This window comes from Bacillus sp. FSL K6-2869 (assembly GCF_040869405.1).
Classification (GTDB): domain Bacteria; phylum Bacillota; class Bacilli; order Bacillales; family Bacillaceae; genus Bacillus; species Bacillus altitudinis.
Genome location: NZ_CP152035.1, coordinates 3,714,501 through 3,740,565, shown reverse-complemented (window position 1 = coordinate 3,740,565; position 26,065 = coordinate 3,714,501). Strand labels below are relative to the sequence as shown.

23 protein-coding genes and 1 riboswitch are annotated in these 26,065 nt (G+C 39.1%); of the genes, 11 read left to right on the top strand and 12 right to left on the bottom strand.

Features of this window, described 5'->3' with window-relative positions:
- Window positions 1-7: 7 nt before the first annotated feature.
- The 4 genes from MHI58_RS19290 to MHI58_RS19275 all read left to right on the top strand — a co-directional run bounded on the left by MHI58_RS19290 (window position 8) and on the right by MHI58_RS19275 (window position 3,874).
- Window positions 8-337, top strand: a complete 330-nt coding sequence (locus MHI58_RS19290; protein WP_045033619.1) for a hypothetical protein — start codon at window positions 8-10, stop codon at window positions 335-337.
- 331 nt (window positions 338-668) lie between these two features.
- Entirely contained in the window at window positions 669-1,208 is a 540-nt protein-coding gene (locus tag MHI58_RS19285) for a DUF2247 family protein (RefSeq protein ID WP_045033621.1), read from the top strand.
- 21 nt (window positions 1,209-1,229) lie between these two features.
- Window positions 1,230-1,895, top strand: a complete 666-nt coding sequence (locus MHI58_RS19280; RefSeq protein WP_045033623.1) for a hypothetical protein — start codon at window positions 1,230-1,232, stop codon at window positions 1,893-1,895.
- A gap of 785 nt (window positions 1,896-2,680) precedes the next feature.
- The gene (locus MHI58_RS19275) at window positions 2,681-3,874 is read left to right on the top strand and encodes an MFS transporter (RefSeq protein ID WP_024720468.1); all 1,194 of its coding nucleotides are present in this window, start codon (window positions 2,681-2,683) and stop codon (window positions 3,872-3,874) included.
- A 47-nt stretch (window positions 3,875-3,921) separates the two neighbouring features.
- Here MHI58_RS19275 and MHI58_RS19270 read toward each other — a convergent pair whose 3' ends face one another.
- From MHI58_RS19270 to MHI58_RS19260, 3 genes are all read right to left on the bottom strand, one after another.
- Window positions 3,922-4,824 (bottom strand): shikimate 5-dehydrogenase, encoded by a 903-nt coding sequence (locus MHI58_RS19270; protein ID WP_008344408.1) that lies wholly within the window; start codon window positions 4,822-4,824, stop codon window positions 3,922-3,924.
- An 18-nt stretch (window positions 4,825-4,842) separates the two neighbouring features.
- Window positions 4,843-6,024 (bottom strand): MFS transporter, encoded by a 1,182-nt coding sequence (locus MHI58_RS19265; RefSeq protein ID WP_007497314.1) that lies wholly within the window; start codon window positions 6,022-6,024, stop codon window positions 4,843-4,845.
- Between the two features lie 648 nt (window positions 6,025-6,672).
- Window positions 6,673-7,689: a LacI family DNA-binding transcriptional regulator gene (locus MHI58_RS19260; protein WP_100324590.1), complete on the bottom strand. Its 1,017-nt coding sequence runs from the start codon at window positions 7,687-7,689 to the stop codon at window positions 6,673-6,675.
- A gap of 276 nt (window positions 7,690-7,965) precedes the next feature.
- Window positions 7,966-8,045: riboswitch (glycine riboswitch) on the top strand.
- Window positions 8,046-8,207: 162 nt separating this feature from the next.
- On the opposite strand from MHI58_RS19260, the gene MHI58_RS19255 reads away from it, so the two are divergent.
- A complete protein-coding gene (locus MHI58_RS19255; protein WP_163116115.1) occupies window positions 8,208-9,554 on the top strand; it encodes an amino acid permease in 1,347 nt (448 codons plus the stop codon).
- Between the two features lie 47 nt (window positions 9,555-9,601).
- Here the strand turns inward: MHI58_RS19255 and MHI58_RS19250 are convergent, their stop codons facing one another.
- Together MHI58_RS19250 and MHI58_RS19245 are read right to left on the bottom strand one after the other, a co-directional pair.
- Entirely contained in the window at window positions 9,602-10,282 is a 681-nt protein-coding gene (locus tag MHI58_RS19250; protein ID WP_110487224.1) for a DUF3169 family protein, read from the bottom strand.
- Window positions 10,279-10,485, bottom strand: coding sequence for a helix-turn-helix transcriptional regulator (locus MHI58_RS19245; protein WP_008347396.1), 207 nt, complete (start codon window positions 10,483-10,485; stop codon window positions 10,279-10,281). Before MHI58_RS19245 ends, MHI58_RS19250 begins: the two co-directional genes overlap by 4 nt.
- 170 nt (window positions 10,486-10,655) lie before the next feature.
- Between MHI58_RS19245 and MHI58_RS19240 the strand changes: the two genes are divergently transcribed.
- Entirely contained in the window at window positions 10,656-11,279 is a 624-nt protein-coding gene (locus MHI58_RS19240; protein ID WP_052320578.1) for a CoA pyrophosphatase, read from the top strand.
- Window positions 11,280-11,289: 10 nt separating this feature from the next.
- Here the strand turns inward: MHI58_RS19240 and MHI58_RS19235 are convergent, their stop codons facing one another.
- Both MHI58_RS19235 and MHI58_RS19230 read right to left on the bottom strand, forming a co-directional pair.
- A complete protein-coding gene (locus MHI58_RS19235) occupies window positions 11,290-11,778 on the bottom strand; it encodes a DUF4188 domain-containing protein (protein WP_008347392.1) in 489 nt (162 codons plus the stop codon).
- Window positions 11,779-11,782: 4 nt separating this feature from the next.
- On the bottom strand, window positions 11,783-12,334 hold the full coding sequence (locus MHI58_RS19230; protein ID WP_008347390.1) for a PadR family transcriptional regulator: 552 nt from the start codon (window positions 12,332-12,334) through the stop codon (window positions 11,783-11,785).
- A 182-nt stretch (window positions 12,335-12,516) separates the two neighbouring features.
- Between MHI58_RS19230 and MHI58_RS19225 the strand changes: the two genes are divergently transcribed.
- From MHI58_RS19225 to MHI58_RS19205, 5 genes are all read left to right on the top strand, one after another.
- Window positions 12,517-13,410, top strand: coding sequence for a hypothetical protein (locus MHI58_RS19225; RefSeq protein WP_368004349.1), 894 nt, complete (start codon window positions 12,517-12,519; stop codon window positions 13,408-13,410).
- A gap of 101 nt (window positions 13,411-13,511) precedes the next feature.
- A complete protein-coding gene (locus MHI58_RS19220) occupies window positions 13,512-14,390 on the top strand; it encodes a hypothetical protein (protein WP_251185147.1) in 879 nt (292 codons plus the stop codon).
- A gap of 344 nt (window positions 14,391-14,734) precedes the next feature.
- A complete protein-coding gene (locus MHI58_RS19215; protein WP_041508041.1) occupies window positions 14,735-16,594 on the top strand; it encodes a beta-glucoside-specific PTS transporter subunit IIABC in 1,860 nt (619 codons plus the stop codon).
- Between the two features lie 4 nt (window positions 16,595-16,598).
- On the top strand, window positions 16,599-18,065 hold the full coding sequence (locus tag MHI58_RS19210) for a glycoside hydrolase family 1 protein (RefSeq protein ID WP_025208280.1): 1,467 nt from the start codon (window positions 16,599-16,601) through the stop codon (window positions 18,063-18,065).
- 31 nt (window positions 18,066-18,096) lie between these two features.
- The gene (locus MHI58_RS19205) at window positions 18,097-18,945 is read left to right on the top strand and encodes a PRD domain-containing protein (protein ID WP_045033646.1); all 849 of its coding nucleotides are present in this window, start codon (window positions 18,097-18,099) and stop codon (window positions 18,943-18,945) included.
- Window positions 18,946-19,038: 93 nt separating this feature from the next.
- Here MHI58_RS19205 and MHI58_RS19200 read toward each other — a convergent pair whose 3' ends face one another.
- The 5 genes from MHI58_RS19200 to MHI58_RS19180 form a co-directional block, all read right to left on the bottom strand.
- Window positions 19,039-20,217, bottom strand: a complete 1,179-nt coding sequence (locus MHI58_RS19200) for a tetratricopeptide repeat protein (RefSeq protein WP_041508040.1) — start codon at window positions 20,215-20,217, stop codon at window positions 19,039-19,041.
- A 658-nt stretch (window positions 20,218-20,875) separates the two neighbouring features.
- Window positions 20,876-21,637, bottom strand: coding sequence for an ABC transporter ATP-binding protein (locus tag MHI58_RS19195; protein WP_041508039.1), 762 nt, complete (start codon window positions 21,635-21,637; stop codon window positions 20,876-20,878).
- A gap of 13 nt (window positions 21,638-21,650) precedes the next feature.
- Window positions 21,651-23,978, bottom strand: coding sequence for an FtsX-like permease family protein (locus MHI58_RS19190; protein ID WP_368004348.1), 2,328 nt, complete (start codon window positions 23,976-23,978; stop codon window positions 21,651-21,653).
- Window positions 23,975-25,228 carry an MFS transporter gene (locus MHI58_RS19185; RefSeq protein ID WP_041508037.1) on the bottom strand — a complete coding sequence of 418 codons (1,254 nt, stop codon included), beginning with the start codon at window positions 25,226-25,228 and terminating at the stop codon, window positions 23,975-23,977. The genes MHI58_RS19190 and MHI58_RS19185 overlap by 4 nt, the downstream gene beginning before the upstream one ends.
- A gap of 69 nt (window positions 25,229-25,297) precedes the next feature.
- Window positions 25,298-25,948: a TetR/AcrR family transcriptional regulator gene (locus MHI58_RS19180; RefSeq protein WP_008347371.1), complete on the bottom strand. Its 651-nt coding sequence runs from the start codon at window positions 25,946-25,948 to the stop codon at window positions 25,298-25,300.
- Window positions 25,949-26,065: the final 117 nt, after the last annotated feature.

Genomic DNA, 26,065 nt, shown 5'->3' with positions numbered 1-26,065 from the left:
GATTTTGATGTTAAACAATATGCAGCCGATTGTTCAAGACTTTTTTTCTTTTTTGAAGAATGATTTAGTTGAGGTGTTAGAGTGTTTGTCCCACAGAGAACCTTGGCAAGATCATATGATGGGATATGAACTTCCAGAGCATTCAGAGGATGTTGAATTTAATAATGGAGTAATGATATTTATGGACACAGCATCTTATCATGAAATTGTGATGGATAATCTAGATTTCTATAGTTGCTTGGAAGAAATTTGTATGGAGTATGTTGCTGAAACTCCAGAACAGAAGGCACAAGTTTATTTACTTTTGGACAAGGTAAAGACTACTTTAAATTTGTGAAAATTAAACCTAACTGAGTAAACCTTTAATACGAAGGTTGATTAACTTATATGAGGTATTCAAATGTATTTAAGGAGCAATAATACTACCAAAATAAATAATTATTCTTTATACAAGATATTTCAACAGTAGAAGAAGTAGATCAGTATATAAGATAAAGTATATGAAACCTTTGACATTTACCAGAAACACAGGAAGTTAGGGGGTTTAACATTCACTAGCAGAAAGGGTATTTGATGTTTACTATTTCGAAGTGTAGGGCAGAGATAAAAATCTTTTAAAAATATCTAATTTATTAGTTTGTCTAATCACAAAAGGAATGTATTAAATTATGTATTTTTCATTAGAGCATTTAAAACATCACAAAATAAAAGTTGATTGGAAAACTATATATGTAGGAATTAGGCTAGATTTGATCTCATACAAAGAAATAAGCAAGTATGCAGTGGAATACTTATCTAATCATACTGAATGTGAAAATTCTTTAATCCTAGAATTAGCTTGGGGTGCTGGCGATCCAGATGAGGATTATAGAAAACTCCAAATGATATTAGTAGAATTATACAATGATTTGGTAGAAGAAGAATCTAGCCAATGGGACATTGAAAAAAGGAAATGGAGATATGGTATAACGTCTCACTTAAAAGAAAAAAATAAGAAGTCACCTGAAGAGTTATTGGATGAATTGTGTGAAGTATACGCTGATTTTGGTTACCCTGAGGATATGGAACCATTTATTCATTATATGCCTCCTTCAGATGGTTATAATCCGTTACTGTATTCAAAAGAAGAGAATATAAATAGATTAGTATCTCTTTTTGATGAGTTTTTACAAAAAGAAAAAGCAGTTGTCCAATTCGAGCAATTTTAATTACTGATTAAAAGGTGACTAATGAAAATAAAACTTGAATTCGAACAAGGTGTGACAAACTACTATAAGTGGTTAGATCAGAAAATAAATGAATGTAAACAGTTAAGTGTATATAGTATAAACGGATATCACTTTTTAAATGATGGTGGAATAGAGGCTTTTCAAAGTTATTGTCAAAATGAATTAATCGAAATTTTTAGCGGGCAATTAACTAATTACCATGTTTATATCTTTCTAAGTAAGAAAGTAAATGATGTACATTCGCGAATAGAGAGATTCCGAAAAGTATGGAAATCAATTGATTCGGAAATAAATACTTCAGGTTTTGAAAAGGGGCCAGAATTACTTTTAGATGAACAAGAAAATCAATTTTATGTCAGTATGGCCAAAGTACCTCAATCTGATTTAGATAAGGCATTGCGAATAGTGGATCAGTATCAATCTAGTTTCATGATTGCCAGTAGAAGAGATTCTATGCTCACAGAGGAACCTATAAAAGATTTGTTTTTCACAGGATTGGATCAGAATAGTCATGAAGTAGATTATCAAGCGCTTTTTTTGAAGTATGGTTTGAATGGTGAAATTATCTTTAGATGGGGATCTGTTCTAGATGAGGCCGAATTGGCAATGATTTTAAATCAAGATCATACCCAGAAAATACAGGAGCGAATACAAAGCCATTCATAGTATCTCTAAAAGAGAATAATCCGTAATATTTTAAACAATCCCCACATTTGGGACTTGCCCTCCCTTTTTTGTGAGACTGGGAGCAAAAAACCGTATGAAACAGCCAGTTGTCGAAACTCTTTCGGTGACTGGTTGTTTCATTTCCCCTTTTTTAGAGATCAAAAAAATCATTTGTTTTGTCAGAAGGTATTTACTTTCCTGCAATCAAGAGAACATAAAAGTCAAATACATGGAGACAACTAACTAGAGCATATAGAAAAGCCTACACAACGTTAACCGAAATAGCCTTAAGGGTGATAGCGACTCCTGAACAAGGGAGATTGCTGTTTTTCTGAGATCATGAAATTGAATCGCTCTTGATGAATGTAGATGAAGTGTTTCATCATTTAACGAAACTTCTTGAGTACACCAAATGCTCAAGTTGATACGGTGATTTCATATTAATAGCCGAGGATTTTCATTTTGGATGATGCATAGAGCGTAAAGAATATTTTTATGAGTTTAGTCTTTGGGGAATGTGAGTTTAGAGGGATTTTTTTCTATCACCATTTCCCTCAAATTTAAGCAATTCACTATCATTACCTTTCACATTCATATAAAATAAGAGCTAGTGAAAATTTGAAGAGATGCTTGATAAATGAAGGGCATGTAAGCTGTGAGCTGTATGAAATGATGAGATGTTTCAAGTACGTGAAGGTTGCAAAGCTGTTTCTCCTCACGCATGAATCTTGTAAGCGTAACCATTATTTGTCACTTCATTGCAATGTGTTGAGGGGTGTGTCAGCATGAGGAATCCGTATTTGAGAACGGCTTCTAGTCTTTATATCAATTATTTTTTATTAGGTATGGTCAATATTATTTTGGCTTCAAATATGCCATTTTTGATCAAACAATTAGATACAAATAGTGCAGGGATTAGTTATATGATCTCTGCACTTGGTATTGGCAGGGTGCTCACGTATGGTCTATCGGGCGTTTTGTCAGATCGTTTTGGACGAAAGCCGGTCATTTTGGTTTCGGGGGTGCTGATGGCAGTGTTCCTCATCGGAATCCCATTGTCTCCGAATTATCAAATCGCGTTTGCGTTTGCGATTTTGGCAGGGGTGGCGAATTCGGCGATGGATGCAGGGACGTATCCGGCTTTAATGGAAGCTTTTCCCCAAAACTCGGGATCTGCAAATGTGATGGTGAAGGCGTTTATTTCGATTGGGGCGACCATTCTGCCGCTCGCTATTTTCTTTTTAGCAGAGCATGATCTGTTTTATGGATTTGCGTTTTTTGTACCTGCTTTTATCTATTTAGTGAATGTGATGATGCTGTGGACATTGCCATTTCCGAATCATCGCAAGGTGGAGCAAGTTCAGGTGACGGAGCATGATGGACTTCCGCGTTTCTCATCAGAACCTACGTTTTGGAGAGAAGGGGTCGCACTGATTGTGATCAGTTTTACATCAAATGGTCTGTACGCCTTGCCGCAAATTTGGCTGCCTACGTACGGTGAGGAAATATTGGGAATGGCTTCTGGCAGTGCTGTGAAGCTGCTTAGTTACTATAGCATGGGCGGTTTGCTGTCTGTCTTATTGCTCGCATTTCTTTTGCGCCGCATTGTTCGTCCGGTCACCGTGCTGCTACTCTATCCGATTATTACATTAGCCTCTATCTGTGTGCTATTGGTCGTGAAGTCTCCAGTCATCGGGACCGTCAATGCATTTGTATTGGGCTTTTCAACAGCGGGTGTCTTTCAGCTGACGTTAACCGTAATGGCTGAGTTCTTCTGGAAAAACAAAGGGACGATGACAGGAATTATCTCAACAGCAGGCGGAGTGTCCGCCATTGTGATTCCAGTCGTCACTGGTTTGATCGAAACCCACTCGACCATTTTGCAAATCTTTATATTTGATGCGGGTGTGGCTGTTGTGGCGATCATCGGCGCGGTGTATATCCTTTATCGATATCGCCGTGTGATGATACACGAATAAAAAAAGACGACTTCCAAAGCGGAGGTCGTCTTTTTTCTGTGTTTCGTTTAGAAACGGTCATTTTCAAATAGAATTTGTTTCACTTGTTCAACAGGCATATCCTCGCCAGTAAAGAGTTTGTACGCAAGGGCACCTTGCCATAGCATCATGCCAAGACCGTTAATCGTTTTGGCACCAGCTTCTTGTGCTTGAGCAAGAAGTTTTGTTTTTTGCGGGTTGTAGACGACATCTGTCACGATTAAGTCTTTGCGTAATACATCAAGGGTATCGTCAATAATGCTGAGCTCATCTAATGGTTTCATGCCAAGGCTTGTCCCGTTTGCTAAGATCGCACTTTCAGCTACTTCACGACGGAAAGCGTCTTTGTCTTCAAGTGGGAAAATATTCGCTTTGACACCGAATGATTTCATTTCGTTGTTGATGTAATTTACATTTTCCTCTGCTTGAACAAAGTATTGATCATTACGAGCAAAAATACTAATTTCACGAATACCTGATTGTGCAAGCTGAATGGCGATCGGTGTTGCAGCGCCGCCAGATCCAACGAGTGTAACCTTTTGTCCAGCTAATTCAACGCCGTGTTCAATTAAGTTTCTTACATAACCAAGACCATCTGTGTTGTAACCAACCAGCTTGCCATCTTTGTTCACAACTGTGTTGCTTGCGCGAGTATATTTTGCAGAATCATCTAGTTCATCTAAGTAATCGAGTACTTTCATTTTGTTCGGCATGGATACGTTAAATCCAGCTGCACCCATTGCTTTCATCCCGTTTACTGCTGCTTCTAGTTCATCATTTCCTACCTCAAAAGCAAGGTAGGCATAGTTGATTCCTGTTAGTGTATAGCCAAGGTTGTGCATCCGTGGTGACAGGCTGTGTCCGATTGGTGTTGCAAGAAGACCGACTAATTTTGTTTTTCCATCAATATTACGTTCATGTATGTTTGTCATGATTGACATCTCCTTTAATTATCTAAACAATTTTTTCATGCGTCGTAAAACAAAGACTGCTAACAATACGCTGATGACCGCAATGATCATATCGAAGAATAAAGTCATTTTAATATCGTACGTGCTAACGAGTCCGCTTGTAATCAGCGGAACAAGGATAAACGCTGAGCTTGCCGCAATGTTGACATATGATGAAGCCGTTGCTTTGTTTGTAGGGAATAATTTCATCATAATACTCATCGCCAACTGGAAAATGCCGGCTGTAAATAATCCTAAGAAAAAGGTACTAACAATGACGATGCCGTACGTTTCGATTTGAAATAGTGAAAGCATGGCAAGGAATGCCCCGATTGGGTAAATAATGGCGACCATAATCGGTGAAATGAATTTATCTAATACGATTGAAAGCAATAGAACAGATACGAGTGCACCAATACTAAAATAAGAAAGAAGCTGTGTCGCTTGTCCTGAGCCAAGCCCAATCAATTTCAACCCGAGCTGTGGAAGCCAAGTTTGCCATACGACAAATAATGCAGTAGACGTGAATCCCATAAGTACAACAGCTAAACCTTCACCAAACATTTTCGGTTCTTCCTTCATTTGCTCTTGAACGGGAAGATCGTTTTGAGAAGCCGTTTGCTTATGATTTGGGAACGGCATAAAGATCAAGTAAATGCCTACAAGTAAATAGAGAAGTCCTAGACCAAAGAATGCCCAGCCCCAGAAGATGTCATGTGCAATAAGGAATGCCAAGATAAATGGAAGAACAGTCGCACCAATTGATACAGACGCCTTTACTAAAACAGAAGCTGAACTTGCTTTTTTAGGAAATGATTCTGTCAAAGCAGGATATGTTCCTGAATCAAGTAATGAGTTCGCAATCCCTGCGGAAATGGCAAAAATGAAAGCCAATGTATAATTGGTCGTTGTTGGAATCCCAATTAAGAATAATAAGTAGAGAAAGTTACCTGTAATAATGACAGGTTTGCGCCCCCAGCTGTCTGCCAGCCGGCCAGAGAAAAAGAGAGCAATTAATTTACCGATCCCGATTGCTGATACAAGCAAGCTGATTTTTGGAATATCTACATGGTAGCGTTCAGATAAGCTTTCCATGTTTGATGCCACAATAATATTGATCATGCCTAGCATGAAATAGTTTAAGTACATGCCAAGTGATGATTTAATGTATGGATTTTTCATGTTCCCACTCCTATATTTGAAACCCTGTTCGGGCCAAATTCTTGTTACCCTTTGTTATTTCCTTAAACGTAAATAATATTAAGTCCATCACAACACCCCTTGTGTGATTGATGAAAAAATAATGAATATTCATCTGTTCTTCAAATAAGTACATCGTTCTACTAAAAAATTAAAAATAATAACAGTTATCATCAGTTGATGGACTTCCTCGATTTGATCAGAATCAAAAGATCCATCTTTAACTGTAGTTGATATGATAAATAACGATATGTTCACAAAAGGTATAACGATATACTAAAAGAAGCAACGAGATAAATATACTCCTGTGTATAAAATGTGTCAAGTTTATGACTTTGTGATTTAAAAAAAGAAAAATGTAATAAAGAAATAGTTGACTTGATCAATAAAAAAAGGAGAATCGCTTTGCAATTCTCCTTTCAGCGTGTAGACAAACCCTCGCATTCTTTGTCAGTCCTGTGCGCTGGTACTCACGAATGTCAAATTCGCTCCGTGCCAGTGCTCGTCCTTCCTAGACTGCAAAGGTTTTCTATCACGCTGAAAAGAAGACAAAGGGCTAAAATAAAGTTCATTTTAGCCCTTTGTCAACAATCTGAAAGGAGAATCGCTTTGCAATTCTCCTTTTCATGATCATGTCGAGGTTTCTCGAATATGAAGTTGAGGCTTTAATATCAATCGCTGCAGTTCTTCATCTTGCTCGTTCATTTTATGATACAAAAGGTTGGCTGCTTTGACTCCAATGGATCGTGGAAATGATGAGACTGTGGTGAGCGGCGGGTGATACATCTCCGCTTCAGGGATGTTATCGAACCCAACTACATCAATGTCTTCACCAGGCTTGATGTCACGCGCTGCCAATTCCTGAATCACCCCAAACGCCACTAAATCACTGAAGCAAAAAATAGCAGTAGGTGGTTCGGGAAGGTCAATCACTTGGGCAAGGGCTTCTTTCCCGCCTTCACGGGTAGGCACCATATCGATCATAAGAGATTCATCCATCGTTAGGTCTTCATCATCATGGGCTCTTTTGAACCCTTTCATCCGTTCAATCCAAGTCGAGGAGGATTTGATTCCACCTAAGAAGGCGATGCGGCGATGCCCTTTTTGAAGAAGATGACGGACCGCCATCCAAGTGCCTTGTTCATAATCAACGCCGACATAATCACAATGGACATCTGCTAATTCACGGTTTGCCAATACTTTTGGTGTGCGAATGTTGTTTAATTGTTTCACCGTGCGTGTCGAACTTTTCGATGCTGGATTTAAGATGATTCCACCCACTCGGTGCTCTACCATTGTGGAGATGAGCCGCTCCTGCTTATCCACACTATCAAAGGTTGTCCCAAGTAAAACGGTATAGCCAAGTGACTCAAGGGTAGTTTGCACACCGATTAAAAATTCAGAAATAAAGGTGTTTGAAATATCCGTGACGATCACACCTACAATATTTGAACTTTTCGACCGCATGTTGGCAGCGACGCGATCGTACACGTATCCCAAATCCTCCATGGATTGCAGCACTTTTTTCCGGGTGGCTTCAGAGATCCTAGGGTTGTTGCGAACAACGAGTGAGGCCGTTGAAGTCGATACACCGGCATGCCGGGCGACTTCTTGTAATGTCACACGCTGTTTGTTCATTTTTTTCATTTGTCTTCACCAACTTCATTGGATTGCCTAACTATGGTTCATCATCAAGATGGATGTCTCCACCAAACGAGCCGAACATTCTTTGTTTCATTATACCTTAATCAAGGGGTGTTGATGAAGTGATGTCATATCAGCTTCAGATAAGGAGGAAACAACATCTTGAAAGATTACCATTGACAGCTTTCTTTTAGAGGCGTAAAATATAAAATTATTCAGAAATAGCAACATTTAAAGTAAATATCGAAGGCTATGATTGCTGTGGGTCACACTATGGCAGGAGCAGCTTCTGGAGAGACCGCATGTATGTGCGGCGCCGAAGGGTTCACAATCTCAGGCAAAAGGACAGAAGAGTACGAAATATTGTATTTGTGATGCATGGATCATACTGTGTATTGCTTTTCTCTATTTTGCTATTCTTTTATGACCGTGAGATTGGAGCGCATCCAATCTCTTTTTTTATGGACTTTTTGAGAGTTCATTATTTCAGTATAGGATCGTGTCGTAGGAGGGTGTTGAAATTGGCACAACAAGAGTTAAAGCGAGATTTATCAAACCGTCATGTTCAATTAATTGCCATTGGCGGAACGATTGGAACTGGGCTGTTTTTAGGGTCTGGAAAGGCCATTCAATTGGCAGGACCATCGATCATTTTTGCGTACTTAATTGTCGGAATGGCCATCTTTTTTGTCATGAGGGCACTTGGAGAATTGCTCTTATCTAAGGCGGGCTATCAGTCTTTAACGGATATAGCAGAGGATTATCTTGGACCGTGGGCTTCCTTTGTGACAGGATGGACGTATTGGTTTTGCTGGATTATGACAGCGATGGCAGATGTTATTGCGGTCGGGGTGTATGTGCAGTACTGGTTTGATATTCCGCAGTGGATTCCTGCTATTATTTGTTTATTGATTTTGCTAGGATTTAATTTATTAACGGTGAAGCTTTTTGGAGAAATGGAATTTTGGTTTGCACTGATTAAAGTGATTACGATATTACTGTTGATTGGCGTTGGAATTGTCCTGTTAATCATTGGTTTCCAAACAGATGCAGGGCCCGTGACGGTAACGAATCTGTGGTCACACGGAGGATTCTTTCCAAATGGTGTGACAGGCTTCTTATTGTCATTCCAGATGGTGATTTTTGCGTATGTGGGCGTGGAACTTGTCGGTGTGTCAGCAGCAGAAACAGCGAATCCGCAAAAAAACATCCCGTCTGCGATTAATAAAATTCCATTAAGAATTCTATTTTTCTATGTAGGTGCGATTTTTGTATTACTATGCATCAACCCATGGACAGAACTCAGTGCATCAGAAAGTCCTTTTGTGAAAACCTTTGGGCTCATTGGAATACCAGTAGCGGCGGGACTCATCAACTTTGTCGTCCTGACATCTGCGGCTTCTGCCTGTAATAGCGGTATGTTCTCAACGAGCCGAATTTTGTATAATCTCAGTCATCAAAAACAAGGACCAGCATCCTTTGGCCGTCTAAATAAACATGCTGTTCCAAGTAATGCCCTGTTTGTGTCGACAATTGTGGTGTCAGTAGGGGCTCTTTTAAGCAAGCTAATTCCTGAACAAGCCTTCGGTATTGTGACTACGATTAGTGCCATTTGTTTCATTTGGGTATGGAGTATTATTTTAATATGTCATTTGAAATATAAGAAGACACGTCCTGAACTGCATAAGGCGTCTACCTTTAAAGCGCCATTTACACCTTTTGTGAATATAGCGGTTCTTGTGCTATTTGCTGGCATTCTTGTCATCATGTTTTTCGCTGATGCAACACGTCCAGCCCTGTTATTGACACCAGTATGGTTTGGGTTCTTATTTTTGATTTATGCACGACAGAAACGTCGTTCAGCATAATGAACGAAAAAAGCACAGCCTTTTTAAATGGCTGTGCTTTTGCTTATTTAACGATTTCGAATCTTCAACATATAGTATGCATTAAGAATGATCAGAACAAGTCCAACGACGATGATGGAGAAGAGCTGAGAGTGATTGGCGCCAAGAGAATAGACAATCAAAATAAACATGGCACCGGTCAATAAAATATTCATCATTTGAAAAGTGTGAAAAAGCCCATCGAGCATCACATGCTTTTCGCCTTCATCAGAAATGGCGAGCAGTTTTTTGCCATAATCTTTATCGGATGGACTAGGTAGATGACGATTAGGATAGACGAGCTTTAGGACAGAGATCGATGCATAAGAAAGAATGACGGTGATCAAAAATAAGGCAGCATTTGTGAGAATCAGCCAGAGTGGTTGCTCGGTTACGATGGAAATACTAATTGCAATGATCGATAAAATGGTACTCACCGTATTAGCTAACGTTACATCAGTAAAAGTTCGGTACTGTTTTACCTCGAGTTCATCCTCCTCATCACCAGATACTGAAAGAGAGACTCTTTTCTTCATGCGCGAAATGCCTGAAAAACAATAAATGATGAATAGAACTGTCAAGCCAGTGATGACAAGAGTCGCTTCAAATGCAGTCTGCAGAAGTGTCATCTCAAATTCGGATGCCAGCAAACAGTAAGCACCGAGAAAACCAAGGAGAGCACCTAATAGCATTTTGTATACAGTTTTCATGTGAGTTCATCCTCCTCGAATAGAAAAATATGTTCAATGGGTTCTTGAAAAATACGTGAAAGCCTCATAGCAAGTAAGAGGGACGGCATTAATTCATCTCGTTCCATTAAGCTGATCGTCTGGCGGGAAACCTTTGCCCGTTTCGCAAGCTCCGTTTGGTTTAAACCATCACGTGCTCGCAGCTCTTTTAGCCGATTTTTCATTCTGTCACCTCAACTTTGATCAAAATGTTATCTTGATTGTAAAGTATTATATTCATTTTGACAAGTATAGTTGTCAAAATGATAAAAATAATTGTCAGAAAGATCGCCTTTATTCAAAAGGGAATCAATGATACGCTAAAGAAAAGAGAAACGGAAAATAGGTGATGCCCATGTTCATTGATCAATTAAAAAGTGACTTACATCAATCACAGCCGCTATTTATCGGAGAAGAGACAGCGTTCAAAGCGGCAGTCCTTGTCCCTTTGGTGCAAGTAAACGGGGAATGGCATGTTTTATTTGAAGTGCGATCACTGACGATGAGAAAACAACCTGGCGATATTAGCTTTCCAGGAGGCAAACTCGACGGCGGCGAAACCGCACAAGAAGCTGCACTGCGGGAAACATATGAAGAACTAGGGATTCCGCCCGAATCCGTCAAGGTGTTAGGACAGCTCAGTCCTTATATTGCCTCTCCATCCTTTGTGGTATATCCATTTGTCGGAATCATTGATGAACAGCAGGTCAAACATTCCTTTAATCAAGAAGAAGTAGAGGAGACCTTTACTGTGCCTCTATCATGGCTCAGCCAATACGAACCATACTTACACCATGTATCGGTGCAGCCAACACCAGGAGAGGACTTTCCTTATGAAAAAATCATGAATGGTGAAAAATACAGCTGGGGGAGTCGTTCTATTGAGGAGTGGTTTTATGATTACGATCGTTACACCATTTGGGGATTAACTGCCCGCATATTAAAACATTTTGTGATGGTTGCAAAAAGAAATTCCTAGAGAATCAGCTCTAGGAATTTGTTGTAGAAAGGCGTTCTTTTGCGGTTTCTTTTCCTTTCCCTTTTCCAATTAGGATGGGCGCTTTAGCTTGGCTCAATCCATATGAAGGCATGTTCACGTAGATAGATTCATATGATCCGGCTTGAATTTGATACGTTTCATGATAAATTCCGACCGCGTCATTATTTCGTGCTCTTTGGTTAAATCCTTTCCAAGCAGCCAAATGCTTCTCCATCTTGGCGTAGGCAAGGAGGTCCTCTGTTGATTTCCAATATTGGATCATGGTGGTGGTGCGTAAACCGAAGTAATTTTCTGTCCCGAGAAAACCAAGTTCTTCTTGATGTGTATAAAGTTCTTTGATCATCCCCGGCATCGCCTTAAATACTGGCAGCCATTGATGGACAGCCCAGCGTTTATTGATTCTCATTCCGATAATGAACACAACAATCGGCTCAGAATTGTCTGTTGTATACCTGCCAGCACGTATATTTTTTTTCATTTGTTCATCCTTCTTTCTTCATCGATTCACAGGTCTCCACGCACCAATCAATTCCAGCCTGCGCCACTTTCTTTCCGTAATCTAACGTATACAGCCAATACTTCGCATCAGCTTCATCTGGATACAGCTCTTGAATGTTTTGTTCAATCGCAACATATGTCTCATAACGGATACGGAGCTGCCTCTCATAATCCTGTAAAAGCACCAATTTTTTCTCAAACGAAAGATATTGACCAAAGAATAACTTTAATAACACTTCATTTCGTTCTGATGGTACTTGATCGAGCGGCTGCGCCAGCCATTGCCTCAACGTGTCCAGCCCTTTTTCAGTCAGATGATACTCCCGCTTGTCTGAGCGCCCAGTTGTAGAAGCGGGTGAAACCTTCGCAAGCCCTTCCTCGACTATTAACTTTAAAGCTGGATAAATTTGTCCGTAACTAATTTTCCAAAAGTGATGCAAGCTCCTATCAATTAATTGCTTCACTTCATACCCAGACTTACAATCTGTCGTTAAAATCCCCAAAATCGCATACGTCGTATCATTGTATTTTTTCATTGATCAACACACCTATCTAAAAGATATATCATTTAGATATATAATAAACGATGTATAACTGCAGATACAAGAGGTATGAGAAAAAAATAAATGCTAGAAAGGAGGTGAAGAGATCACTGATTTGTTAATCAATGAGATGAATCCTTCATATAGAGTGAACGATCATAGTTTGGGGGGGACATATGAGTAAATCGAAAATCTGGATCATGACTATTCTGGCGGTACTACTGATTGGTGGAGGCGGCTGGATAGCCTATCAAGCAATCGCAAAAAAGAGTGGTTTGAATCATCCCTACGCCTTTGCATATAAGACTCATGATCGTGTGAACTGGTTCAAGGTAACGGAAAGAAACGGAAAAGTAACAGGTCATCTGAATGAAACCATTTTAGAGGAAAACCCGAAAAGGCATTATGATCCCAATCTATTTATCAACAAATATCAATTAACTGGGAAATCAATTGAAAACGGTTACGAATTTTATGTGAAGCAAGAGAAAGAAACGGTCACATATGAAGTTCACCTTGCCGAAAAGGATCTTTCTGTGAAAAGACAAGGTGAAAAGCACAGCATCACATACAAAGCGGTTGATCAAAAAAACCTACGTGCTGTTCAACAGGACATTCATACTCGATATGAGAAACTGATGGATGACACGGAAAATAGATTTCATGATTATGTACGAAACTTCATTAAGAAAGTAACAGGCGCTTATGGTTATCTGTATACGGCAGAGGATGGTTCATACCAACTATTTCTAAAAGTAAAACGAATGTATATGCAGTCTGAATGGGCAGGTTCTTTTCTAATGAGAAAGGCCCCAGGAGATGGTGGTGAACCTTATAAAGAAACGAAACATACAGCCGGTGGAGTTTCTGATGGGATGATGTTTGATTTGAGTACTTATCCTGCAATTGAAAAGGGTTTTATTTTAGGTGAAACTGACCGAGACGCAACATACATTAAATTTCCTTTTAAAATGGCAGGCGGGACAATAGAATTTAAAGTGGTCACGAAAGAGGAATATCAAGAACAAACAGAAGCATTCAAAAAGAAGGCGAAAGAATGGCAAAAGTAGATCGTGTTGGAACAGATGAATGTTGTGAATGGCATTTCAGGGCGATCAGAATAAATAGGGATCATGAAGGTTTTTCAAAACATATATGAGTGGAGGTACGTATGAGTAAACTGAAAATGTGGGTCGTGTCTATCCTGGCAGTACTCATCTTAGGTGGAGGCGGCTGGACAGCATATCAAGCAGTCGCACAAAAGAATTCATTGAATCATGCCTATGCATTTGCGTATAAAACGAAGGATAGAATGAGCTGGTTTGAGATATCTGAGAATAAAGGCAAAGTAACGGGGCATTTGAATGAAAAGTATATAGAAGAAGTGAGGTGGGATCCGCAAATCTATAAAAAACAATTTGTCGTATCTGGCAGTTCAAAAGAAAATGGGTATGAATTCAAAGTCACACAAGGTAAAGAAACGATCGTATACGAAGTTCACTTTTCAGGAAAAGACCTTTCAGTAAAAAAACAAGGTGAAAAGAAAGGCATGATATATAAGGCAATCAATCAAAAAAAGCTAGATAAATATCATAAAGAGATTCAAAAACGATATGATTATCTATTCGATACCGCTGAAGATAGGTTTTATGATAGTATGAGAAACTTCAAGGAGAAAGTGGCGAAAGTATATGGTTTTCTCTATACGGCAAAGGACAAACAACTATTTTTACAGGTGAAAACCATGCATATTGAGCTTGGATGGTCCGGCTTCCTTCTAATCACAACTGTTCCCGGAGAAGAGTGTAAGCCTTATAAAGAAATGAGATTAGAAGTCATGGGTGATACGGATGGAAGAAATTTTGTAATGGGCCATGAGCCTTTAATTGAAGATGGGATCATTAAAGGTTCCACTGATCGAGATGTAAAATCAATCAAACTTCCATTTAAAATGACAGGCGGTACTGTAGAGTTAAAAGCGGTTACGAAACAGGAATACCAAAAACAAGCGAAAGCATTCAAAAAGCAGGCGGAAGAAAGAAAAAAATAGATGATATGAAACCAGATGAGTGAACTTATCTGGTTTTTTATTAATAAAGAGTTCTTATTGATGATAAAAAATATTGGTGTATAAAAAAAGTGAGAAAGGTTGCTTCAACTAAATTAAAGAAAATTAATTTAGGTATATAGACCTCAATAATTTTTAGGAAAATAAATGTTGACGCTTTCATATAATCAATATATACTAAAAACAAATCCAATATAAATAAATTAGACATGTGACTGGTCATGCAGGCAGGATCTAAAAACGATGAATTTCTTTAATTTGTCGTTTTAGGTCCTTTTTTTATTGCCAAAATATAGGTCCCATGTATGAGAAAAGGAGGAGAAAAAATGGATTACACACAAGTCGCCAAAGATGTTTTACAGCATGTAGGTGGTAAAGAAAACATTGCGCACCTTGAGCACTGCTCAACAAGACTTCGCTTCACACTAATTGATCAGAAAAAAGCAGATGTACCAGCATTAGAAAAAACACCAGGTGTCATAGCTGTCAGAATGTCAGGACAATGCCAAGTGGTCATTGGGAATGACGTGATTGAAGTGTATCAAAAGGTAACAAATTTAATGGGCGGCAGCTCATCCGGGCAAGGCGTGCCATCCAATCAGCCAAAAGAAAAAAGAAAAGCAGGCACAGTTCTATTAGATTTCATTGTGGGTGTCTTCCAGCCGCTTGTTCCGGCTATCGCAGGCGGAGGGATTTTAAAATCATTTCTTCTCCTTTTCTCTTTATTAGGCTGGGTGGATGCAAAAGGCCAAACCTATCAAATACTGAACATGGTGGGTGACGCACCACTATACTTCCTGCCATTACTAGTCGCTGTCACAACGGCAAATAAACTAAAGGTAAACCCACTGGTCGCATTATCAGCAGTCGGTGCACTCCTTCTTCCGAACATGACAGCCATGCTTACTGAAGGTGCGCAATTAATGTCATTCGACGTAAAAAATATAGCTTATGCGTATCAAGTGTTTCCAGCAATCCTTTCTGTATTGCTTTACGCTCAAATGGAAAAATTCTTCACACGATTTTCACCAAAACCAATTCGGATTTTCTTTGTCCCAATGATGTCATTAGTCATTACTGTACCAGTTACGTTACTGTTATTAGGACCACTTGGTTTTACAGCAGGACAAGGGTTTTCATCCGTTATTCTTGCGATGTTTAATACAGTAGGCTGGGTAGCTGTCGCAATTTTAGCAGCGGTACTCCCGTTTATGGTTGCATCAGGCATGCACAAAGCAATGGTCCCTTATGCAGTTACAACGATGGGGAACCTCGGGAAAGAAGCACTTTATTTACCAGCATCACTTGCGCATAATATTGCGGAAAGTGGGGCATGTTTCGCAGTGGCACTTCGCACGAAAGACAAGGTACTCAGATCAACAGCCATTTCGGCAGGAATTTCAGCATTTTTTGGCATCACAGAGCCTGCTTTGTATGGTGTGACACTTCAAAATAAACGCGTACTTGGAAGTGTCATGATTGGTTCATTTGTTGGCGGGATCTTCATTGGATTAGTTGGTATACAAGCCTTTGTACTTGTTGGTCCTGGATTAGCAAGTATGTCAATGTTTATATCAGATGAGCTTCCACGAAATCTAATGTTTGCTGTCATTGGAGCTGTCATTTCCTTCGTTGTTGCTTTTATCGCTGCTTTTGTATTAGGTAAGGATAAAAAAGTAGAAGAAAAGACAAATGATCAAGATGCATTTGCTGAACAAATTGGAGCAGGGGAAACTTTCAAAAGCCCTGTGATTGGTCAAATGATCTCTCTATCTGAAGTAAAAGATGATATTTTCTCTTCAAAGGTCATGGGAGACGGAATTGCCATTGTTCCTTCAGAAGGAGCGCTATATGCACCAGTAGATGGTGAGGTCACCTTGCTGTTCGAAACAAACCATGCACTTGGTATGAAAACGGACAAAGGGGTGGAAGTTTTATTCCACATTGGCATTGATACTGTACAGTTGGAAGGACAGTATTTTTATCCAAAAGTGCAGGCAGGAGATCGTGTACAAGCAGGGGATTTACTCATTGAATTTGATGTAGAAAAAATCATGGAAGCAGGATACGATCCAGTTACGCTTGCTGTCATCACGAATACAGATCAATATGATATTAAGGTACAGCCATTACAAGAGGTCAATCGCCAAGATACATTGATGGTTATCACCCAATTAGGAGGCTAAACATATGACGACAATAAAAGGTTTTCCAAAAGGATTTTTATGGGGCGGCGCCATTGCCGCCAACCAAGCAGAAGGCGCTTGGAATGTAGATGGAAAGGGCCCATCAGTTGCTGATATTGCGATGTACCGGTCTAATTTGAGTGTAGAAGATTATGAAGGGCATCTAGCTGTTACTTCTGAAAATATAGATCGAGCGATGAAAGATCCAGATGATAAAAAGTATCCAAAACGTAGAGGTGTTGATTTCTATCATCACTATAAAGAGGATTTGGCTCTATTTGCTGAAATGGGTTTTAAAACTCTTCGCATTTCTATTGCATGGAGCCGTATCTTCCCAACTGGAGAAGAGAAAGAACCAAATGAAAAAGGACTCCAATTTTACGATCGTTTATTTGCAGAAATGAAAAAACACAACATAGAACCGATTGTGACGCTGTCACATTATGAAATGCCGTTAGCACTGAGCGTGAAATATAATGGCTGGGTTGAAAGAAAAGTCGTTGATCTCTTTGTTAAGTTCGCCAATGTATGTTTTGAACGCTATAAACATGATGTGAAATATTGGCTTACCTTTAATGAAATAGATAGTATTCACCGCCACTCTTTTATTACAGCAGGAATTATTCCTGATCGCTGCCCAGAAGGGAAAGAGGAAGAGACGGTTTATCAAGCACTCCATCATCAATTCATTGCCTCTGCACTCGTAACAGCAGATTGTCATCGCATCATACCAGGCAGTCAAGTAGGGTGTATGCTGACAAAATTAACAACGTATCCGCACACTTGTCATCCGAATGATGTGGAGCGGGCATTGAAACAAAACTTAGAAAACTATTTCTATGCAGATGTTCAGGTATTTGGTGAATACCCGCCGCTTATCAAGCGCATGCTTGAGAGAAAAAACATTCATATCCAAATGGAATCAGATGATCTTTCTATTTTAAAAGAAAATACAGTAGATTTTATCTCGTTCAGCTACTATATGTCTTTAACTGAATCAGCTGATGAAGGATTAGAAAAAACGGATGGAAATACCATCCGTGGGGTCAAAAATCCTTACCTTCCATCTACTGATTGGGGATGGCAAATTGATCCGGTTGGTCTGAAAATTTCTTTAATAGAATTATATGATCGTTATCAAAAACCACTGATCATTGTAGAAAACGGCATGGGTGCAAAAGATGTTGTTGAAAGTGATGGATCAATTCACGATGATTATCGTATTAACTATTTCAAAGAGCATTTCCGCCAAATGAGAGAAGCGGTGGAAGAAGGCGTTGACCTCTTCGGATATACGAGCTGGGGCTCAATTGATATTATAAGTGCAGGTACATCACAGATGTCAAAACGATACGGGTTCATTCATGTAGATCAAGATGACGATGGAAACGGTACATTAAAACGTTCTCGTAAAGACTCATTTTATTGGTACAAAAAGGTCATTGAAACAAATGGTGAATCGCTTGATTGAAAAACCACAATCATGAAGACAGGTGATGACGATGTTTAAAATCAAAAAAGTTTTAAACTCGAGTGTGGTTCTGGCTGAAGATCAGAACCAACAGGAGATGGTTCTATTCGGCCGGGGGATTGGTTATGGACAAAAACCAGGTCAAATGATTGAAGAAAAGAAGGCAGATCAAGTGTTTATGTCTGTCGATAACATGAGAGCGAAGGAATTTCTCCAACTATTAGATTCAATGCCACAAGAGTTTATCGATTTAACTCAGCATATTGTTCAATATGCTGAAAAACGCTTAAACTCAAGTCTGAATTCTGGTGTCTATTTTACCTTGATGGACCACTTGAATTTTGCAGTAGAACGGTACAAGAAGAATATTAATATTACAAATCGAGTATACTGGGAAATCAAAAACTACTATACCGAAGAATTTGAAGTAGGTAATTATGCGCTTGAGTTAGTCAACAATACATTGGGCATACAATTACCAAAGGAAGAAGCGGCCAATATCGCCTTCCATTTAATTAATGCGTTAGGTGAAGAGTCCGATTCTAAAGATGGCATGAAGTATGCCAAGATGATCGGAAGTATTGTGAATCTCGTCCGCTATACGTTGAATATGAAAATGGATCAAGAGAATATTCATTACAGCCGATTTATTACACATGTGAAATTCTTTGTTGAAAGATTTTACGCAAATAAATTATTATCAGATCAAGAAAATGAGTTGTTTGAACAAATTGCACACTTGTATCCTCAAGCGATGGATGTAGCTTTCAAAATAAAAGATTATATTAAACAGGTGCATAGTATTGTTATTCCAAATGACGAACTTACGTATCTGGCGGTACATATTCACCGCCTCATTTCTTATCAAGAACTAAAATAAATGTGGACCACTTGCCTTGTAATGAGGCAAGTGGTTATTTGTATTGTATCGTTTTATGTTCCGATAGGTCGTTCTGTTGGGCCAAGATTTGTATCATTTAACGAATTGTAAGACACCGTTTGTCCGAAAACAACGATGGCTAAAGCGAAAATGAGTAAACTCACTTTTTTCATCATAATTCCTCCAATTAAGTGTAGTGTGTTCCAATTGATAGGCATCCTTCAAAAAGAGGTATGCTTGGTGAATTGAACCCAGCTCTTCAAAGTGTTTGGCAGCTAGTGCACTTAATTCACGGGCACCTTCAACATCCTTTAATTCTTTCAGAATACTGATGTCATCGAAACAGGTTTGAGCTTTTTTGGATATGTCTTCAGTGAAATATAGGTGGTAGAGAAAATTCATTTTTGCTGTATAGATGGGGTTTCTGTCTATTTCTTGTTTTTGTTTGACTAATTCAAAATAATAGAGAGCTTGCGACTTTTCATCAATGGAGAGTAGCTCTTTTAGTAACATAAACATGGAGTGTTCGAAATAACAAGATGAAAGGTAGTCATCATCACTAAGAGCCTTTTCTAGGGCATCAATACATTTTTTTGATTCTCCAGCTTCGGCATATAGAATACTGATATTGTGATAAAGCTGTGATGCTAGAAAATGATCGTTTAATTGATTTGAGATGTGTAATGCTTTTGTGTAGTAATTCTCAGCTCTTTTGAAATCGCCAATATCCATGAAGTTGGTGGCTGCGATCACAAAAGCTGCTGCCAGTCTTCTTTCATAGCCATCATGACCTTTGAAAATATCGATAGCATTCTGAATATAATGAAGTGAAATCAGGCTTTGGCGAAGCAGCATATATAGGTTTGCGACCTTCGTATGGAATTCTGCTACTTCTATTTCATCAGGAATGTTTTGTAGTTTTTTCTCAGCAATTTTAAACAGTCCGATGGCTGATGCATAGTCTCTGTTATATGAAGCGTAAAGGGCTTTATATAGGTAAAAATAATATTCAATTAAGTCGTTTGTTTTAGAAGGGTATTCTAGCACTGTCGGTTCATTCAGTTTTTTACCTCTTCGTTCATATAACATGAGCTTAAACTTGCCTTCTAGCAATGAATAGTAGGTCAAGACCTCCTGATTCTCTTCCATCTCTTGAAGTAATTCCTTTAATTCTGTGTAGATTGTCTTTGCATTGTGCACATCATGCTTACGAATGGCAATTCGCCAATCATTTAAACGGTTCCCCACCTGTTCAGCTGAAATGATTTTCATGGAAATTTCACCTCTTTAACATCCTTTCGCCTGTTTCAATAAAAAACGATATCACAATTTTTGGTAAAATATAATCGTTTCTGGGAGGTGATTGACAGGAGGTAATAAAAAGGACCTTATGTCATGAGATGTACGTTATTGTATTGATGATTGATTGTTTATTCAAATGAGTAAAATCTTTTTTTGGAAGTCTAAAAACGTTATAGATACTATTAGTTTTAAGTTTATGGTCGAAAATACCATCCGAATATATGAAATAAAGCTTTTTTAGCTATGAGAGAAGAACAATGAAAGGTCGATCTAGAAGGGAAAATCAGTTATGATGTTGCTAGATGATTTTGGAAAAGAAACTGGTAGTTACTGAGAAAGGCGAATATCCGAGACAAGTGTTGACCTTTCAGAAAGGATGTTGAAATGAAAAAAAGATTTCAAATGTTAAACTGGCAAATGACAATTGTGATGACGACGCTTTTACTTGTTTTAGTCACTCTTTATATCTCAAAGAGATACTTTTATAGCAAAGAAATTGAGTTGCTGACAGAATCTTGTCAACAAGAAGACGGCAAAATCATACTAGAAACAAATAGTTTGACTATGGATTACTCCTTTGAGTGTAAGAAAAAATAAAACAGGCAGCTTTCTGCCTGTTTGACACCAATTAAAACCCTAAGTTTTGTAACCACTTGTTTAACAAGGCCTCTCGTTTCTCAGCGGTAAAGCGATCGTATTTTCCTAAATTTAAATGGGCTGAAATTTCACCGTCATTCATAAACAAAATTCTTTCAGAGCAAAGGGCCACTTTTGGATCATGGGTGACGAGAAGCAGAGTTGTTCCTTCAGAATTGATTTGTGAAAAAATATCCATGACTTCCTTTGTGGTGCTTGAATTAAGAGCACCTGTAGGCTCATCGGCAAAAAGAATGTTTGGTTCATTCATAAGAGCTCGACAGATAGAGGCTCTTTGGAGCTGTCCTCCTGATACTTCTGATAAATATCTATCAGCTAAATGATCAATATCAAGTTTCTCCATTAAATATTTCGCTCGTTCATTGATTTCTTTTCTCGGCATTTTCTTCGCTAAGTAAGCTGCAGCAATGATGTTATCAAATAGATTGAGGTTTTTTAGTAAGTGGCTGTGTTGAAAGACGAATCCCATCTCTGATAAGCGTAAAGCTGTTAACTGTTTGTCTGTCATTTCTGATAGCAGTTGACCTTTATATTTGATTTCTCCTCTGGAGGATGTCTCTATACCGCTAAGTTGATAAAGCAAAGAGGTTTTTCCGCACCCTGAAGGTCCCATAATGGTGACAAATTCTCCACGTTTAATGGTTAAATGAATATTTCTAAGAATGGTCTGTTTTTGTCCTTTTAATGAATCAATTTGTAAAGACAATTGCTTCGCTTCAATTAATTGTTCCATGTGAAACATCTCCTTATGAAAGAGTATGACGACTGATTTTACTAGAAAAAAAGGACTTCAATAACCACGAGATGACAGTTAAATTCACTATAAACAGCAGGAGAGGATACACGATCCAAACCCATTTCGGGGCTAACCACTGAAGGCTGGATGCTCCTAATGATGCTCCGCCTGCACTCATCAACGCCGGACCAATAGTATGAACAGCGATTGCTCCAATGAAGGCGCCGATAGAGAGAACGACGATAAAACTTGTTAAGTATTGATAGGTTAAATCTTTTTGAGAAAAACCAATCGTCCTTAACAAGTGAGTACGATTTAAATCTTTCGCTCTTAACATGTGCAGAAACATCATTAACATTAGGCTGGCTGTTCCAAAAGCTGCGATGGTTGAAAATAATGCAATCACTTTTACTAGAGATGCGGTGCTTCCTATTGTTTGATGCACATATTCTTTCATATCTGTCACTTTTGCAGGAGACATATTTGTTTCAAGTGCTGCTTTTTTCTCTGCCATATCTATTCCTTGTTTTAATTGTATTTGAATGGTTTTCCAAAGGGATGAATGAGGAAAAGGCTGAGATAATGCTTTAGCTGTTTTCCCTCCGTTGGTGACGTCTTGATAAATGCCGGTAACCATTTTTTGAACTTGCTGTCCATTTGTGGCGAGAGTGACTTTTTCGCCTATCTTTTTCTGAAGTGAGTTAGCACTCAACACCGATAAAGCAATCTCTTCCTCCTTCAACGGTTCCCGTCCTTGTAAATAGGTGAGAGGGAATGCTGATAGATCACCTGTTTCTAAATAGAGCGTTTCTAATGTATTCTCCATTGTTTTGGCTTGTAGAGAAGTTGTTTCATAGACGGCAGATGTTTGAATGTCTTGGTCTTCGCTAATCATAGACTCTATTTTATTTGTACTTTTCTCTAAATGATTTCCCTGCCGAATATCAATTCGAAGGTCACTTTTTCCTGAGCCAAGATATGTGACGAAATCGGGTGATTGTAATGTGTACCATAACTGAATCGGCATTAACATTAAAAATGTACAAAGCGCAATAATACAGGTAATTGTTGAATACATCTTTATTCGCGAGAACAGATCTTTCAATCCAAACCAAAAATTGACTGGGAGGAATCTGTTTTTCTGGAGGTACATAGGAATTTGTTTTTTACGGCTTGGTGAGCTTATGCCACCTTGAATAGCTTGAGCGGCTGATATTTGACCAAATCTCCTTAGGACAGTATAGCTGAATGAGATGACGATCATTGCCGTCAAAATTGACACCAAAAGCGGAATCACCTGATGAATAAAAGAGAAGCGATTCCCCATATATTGCTGAATATTGGCTGTAAACAAATCACCAAACATGAGTGTCATCAAATATCCTGCTATACACCCTATACAGGCAAGCACAGCATACTTCCCAACGTATAATTGTTTGATTTTTGATAAAGGGATTCCTAGTACTTTTAAGATTCCAATTTCACGTTCATCCTCTTCTATAGCGGCGGTCATAGCGAGACGAAGAGAGAGGAGGGAAATGCTAATGAGCAGAAAGCAAACAAGAAGGAGAATGGCGATCACCATACCATCTGTTAGGGCATTCAGCATGCGAAGCAGGGGTAATGTGACAGCAGGCCCCTGTTGTGGCAGCTCAGATGATTGATAGAGTGATTGAAAAGCATCTGCTTGACTAGCATCATGCAATAAAAATTCAATTAAGTACTCCTTTTTTTGAAACACTTGATTCAGTGCTACCCAGTCCGCATCATGCAGAAGAAACCTCTTTGAACTGACAAGACTTGGATTCATTTGGGCATCTCGTAAGAACGTTTTGATTTGAAAAGAGAATTGATGAGAGCCTTTTGAAATGAGTAACCTTTCGCCAATCTTTAAATGGTATTTTTGTTGAAAATAAATAGGGACTGCTACTTCTCCTTTATTTACAGAGAGCTTTTCATTTCGTTCGTTTAAAAGGAAATCAAAATAGCGATTTTGCTTTACAAATAAATGATCCATCACACCCGCTTGAGCAGGCTCCTGCCCGAACTTGATGCTGACGTGTTCGATCGGAATCATTGGAACAATTTGATGTGCCTTCACCATCGACTGTTTACTTGAAAATATATCGACCGCTTTTTCATCTAAGCTGCCATCGTGCATTTGGACAAAGTCTGGTGCTTTGGCTGATTGGAGTAGATCAGAAATGGAACCATTCAGCTGGACCGTCATTTGCGCAGCGCTTGTTGCTAAAAATGATGTCATCATGATGCAAAGGGTTAAGCCGATTGAAATGAGACGGTGGCGGGTTAGGTCTTTCTTGATAAACGTCAATCTCATGAGGCTGATTCTCCTTCATGTCGAAGCATATTTTTTGTAAGAAAGGCAAGTGCAAACATCAAGGCACTCACGATTAACACGGTCACATACATGCTAGCGGAAAAAGTGTTGAACAAGAACCCATACATCATTTGACCGAGCGGTGCAGCACATTGAGAGACCATTGTTAGATTGGCCATGACTTTTCCTAATTGAGCATTGGGTGTTTTCTTTTGCACATGTGAGATGACAACGATCGAAATCATGGTGAGCAGCATGGCAATTGGGAGACACCCTGCTAAAAAGAGAAAATAGGCTGGAAATGTACCAAATTGAAGAGCCACCTTGGATGTTGAAAAAGCAACAGGCAGCAAAATGACTGCGATGACGAGCAGCCAGCGATACAAAGTAGGAATACGCCAATGTTTCGCTACAAGCCCAACTAGCAGGGCGCCTGCGATGACGGCAAATTCAATGATGCCCATTCCTATTCCATACATGATGTCACTGCTTTTCATTGTGACCCTTAAAATAATGGGACCTCCAACGATAAAAAATGGTGTGAGGATGAAATTTAGCAGCGCTGCAAGCAGCATGGCTCTTTTTAAAAATGACTGGCTTCCGATATAGGAAAAGCCTTGTTTCATATCTTTCAAGAGTACTTTGGTCATCGGTTCTGCGAGTGGGCTAGGTGAGAAAGAGATATTTAACCGTAAAAGCATGCATGCTGATAGAAAAAATACAATGCTGCTAACGCCTATGATGACCTGGCTTCCAATGAGTCCGTATAAAACGCCACCAATGATAGGAGCGATAACACCTGAAAGGGCCTGCACGCCATTCACGATGCCATTCGCTTGTTCTAATTTGTCTTCTTTCACTAGCTGAGGAATACTGGACATCACAGCAGGAGCATAAAACGTACTCATGACACCAAGGAGAATCATGACGGCTCCAATCATATAAAGTGAATCATGACCTGAAAATAACCAGAAATAAAAAGCCAGAATCATAATGCCAGTAAGAACATCAAATAAAATCATCAAATTTCTTCTGTTAAACCGGTCAGCAATTGCTCCTGCTAATGGCGAAAGGAGGAGCGGGATATTGGATAAAGCGAAAAGCAGAGCATATAAATCAACACGATGTGTCATATCCAAGACGTGTAAAGATAGAACAAAACGAATCAAGGAAGACCCGAAAACGGAAATAATTTGCCCGAGAACGAGATAGATAAAATGGGTGGAGCCATTTTTGGCTGATAACGACATGAAAATCACTCTCCTTTTAGACCGACCGTCAGTCTATAATGTATGCAGGATTGGTATTGAAGTGACCAATCACTGATTATTGTCTTCCGGTTCTCCAGTTAAACGTTGGAGAAGGAAGGAGAAACTTCCCTTTTCTGCATGTAATGAGGCTTCAAGGATTGCGATAAATGCTAGAGCCCGTTGTATGCTTTCCGCTGTGGTCCATTGGAAAAGTCCTTCATCAAAGATAACCTGTGCAGAAGCGAGGAGAAATTCGACAGTTTCTTGTGGGTAATCCGTTTGAAATATCCCTTCTTCTACCCCTTGCTGAATGACTTCTGCTAAAACGGGTGATAGCTCTGTAATGGCTTTGATCAAGCTTTTTTGATGCATCTCTGCATTAGCAGGCTGATGAAATTGTTCGATCATGCCTTCTTTATGGCTGCCCTGTTTAGGAGATTGTGCCATGATGATGCGAAATAATTTATCAACCACTGAGATATCTGGATCAGCGGCAATACGCTTTGCCTCGATGATATCTGCTTTTATGATCCGGTCAATGATTGCATCCATCACTTCTTCTTTGGAAGTAAAGTAATAATAGAATGTGCCTTTTGCAATGCCAACGGCTTTGAGGATGTCAATAATCGTGGTTTGCTGATAGCCTTTGGTTGAAAAAAGCTTTTCTGCTGCATTTAAGATGTCATTTTTGCGTTCCTCAGGATGTTTAACGGTTCTCATAAAGCCATCCTTTCTTTTGACTAGACTGTCGGTCGGTCCCTTGATTTGATTAAACACTTTTTGGCGTATCTTTGTCAACGGCTGTTTTTTGAAGCTTTGCATTTATTGTGCAATGAC

Bases quoted from the DNA above. Each gene is read 5' to 3' on its own strand.
- MHI58_RS19290 (WP_045033619.1), top strand. From the start codon at position 8: ATGTTAAACAATATGCAGCCGATTGTTCAAGACTTTTTTTCTTTTTTG.
- MHI58_RS19285 (WP_045033621.1), top strand. From the start codon at position 669: ATGTATTTTTCATTAGAGCATTTAAAACATCACAAAATAAAAGTTGAT.
- MHI58_RS19280 (WP_045033623.1), top strand. From the start codon at position 1,230: ATGAAAATAAAACTTGAATTCGAACAAGGTGTGACAAACTACTATAAG.
- MHI58_RS19275 (WP_024720468.1), top strand. From the start codon at position 2,681: ATGAGGAATCCGTATTTGAGAACGGCTTCTAGTCTTTATATCAATTAT.
- MHI58_RS19270 (WP_008344408.1), bottom strand. From the start codon at position 4,824: ATGACAAACATACATGAACGTAATATTGATGGAAAAACAAAATTAGTC.
- MHI58_RS19265 (WP_007497314.1), bottom strand. From the start codon at position 6,024: ATGAAAAATCCATACATTAAATCATCACTTGGCATGTACTTAAACTAT.
- MHI58_RS19260 (WP_100324590.1), bottom strand. From the start codon at position 7,689: ATGAAAAAAATGAACAAACAGCGTGTGACATTACAAGAAGTCGCCCGG.
- MHI58_RS19250 (WP_110487224.1), bottom strand. From the start codon at position 10,282: ATGAAAACTGTATACAAAATGCTATTAGGTGCTCTCCTTGGTTTTCTC.
- MHI58_RS19245 (WP_008347396.1), bottom strand. From the start codon at position 10,485: ATGAAAAATCGGCTAAAAGAGCTGCGAGCACGTGATGGTTTAAACCAA.
- MHI58_RS19240 (WP_052320578.1), top strand. From the start codon at position 10,656: ATGTTCATTGATCAATTAAAAAGTGACTTACATCAATCACAGCCGCTA.
- MHI58_RS19235 (WP_008347392.1), bottom strand. From the start codon at position 11,778: ATGAAAAAAAATATACGTGCTGGCAGGTATACAACAGACAATTCTGAG.
- MHI58_RS19230 (WP_008347390.1), bottom strand. From the start codon at position 12,334: ATGAAAAAATACAATGATACGACGTATGCGATTTTGGGGATTTTAACG.
- MHI58_RS19225 (WP_368004349.1), top strand. From the start codon at position 12,517: ATGAGTAAATCGAAAATCTGGATCATGACTATTCTGGCGGTACTACTG.
- MHI58_RS19220 (WP_251185147.1), top strand. From the start codon at position 13,512: ATGAGTAAACTGAAAATGTGGGTCGTGTCTATCCTGGCAGTACTCATC.
- MHI58_RS19215 (WP_041508041.1), top strand. From the start codon at position 14,735: ATGGATTACACACAAGTCGCCAAAGATGTTTTACAGCATGTAGGTGGT.
- MHI58_RS19210 (WP_025208280.1), top strand. From the start codon at position 16,599: ATGACGACAATAAAAGGTTTTCCAAAAGGATTTTTATGGGGCGGCGCC.
- MHI58_RS19205 (WP_045033646.1), top strand. From the start codon at position 18,097: ATGTTTAAAATCAAAAAAGTTTTAAACTCGAGTGTGGTTCTGGCTGAA.
- MHI58_RS19200 (WP_041508040.1), bottom strand. From the start codon at position 20,217: ATGAAAATCATTTCAGCTGAACAGGTGGGGAACCGTTTAAATGATTGG.
- MHI58_RS19195 (WP_041508039.1), bottom strand. From the start codon at position 21,637: ATGGAACAATTAATTGAAGCGAAGCAATTGTCTTTACAAATTGATTCA.
- MHI58_RS19190 (WP_368004348.1), bottom strand. From the start codon at position 23,978: ATGAGATTGACGTTTATCAAGAAAGACCTAACCCGCCACCGTCTCATT.
- MHI58_RS19185 (WP_041508037.1), bottom strand. From the start codon at position 25,228: ATGTCGTTATCAGCCAAAAATGGCTCCACCCATTTTATCTATCTCGTT.
- MHI58_RS19180 (WP_008347371.1), bottom strand. From the start codon at position 25,948: ATGAGAACCGTTAAACATCCTGAGGAACGCAAAAATGACATCTTAAAT.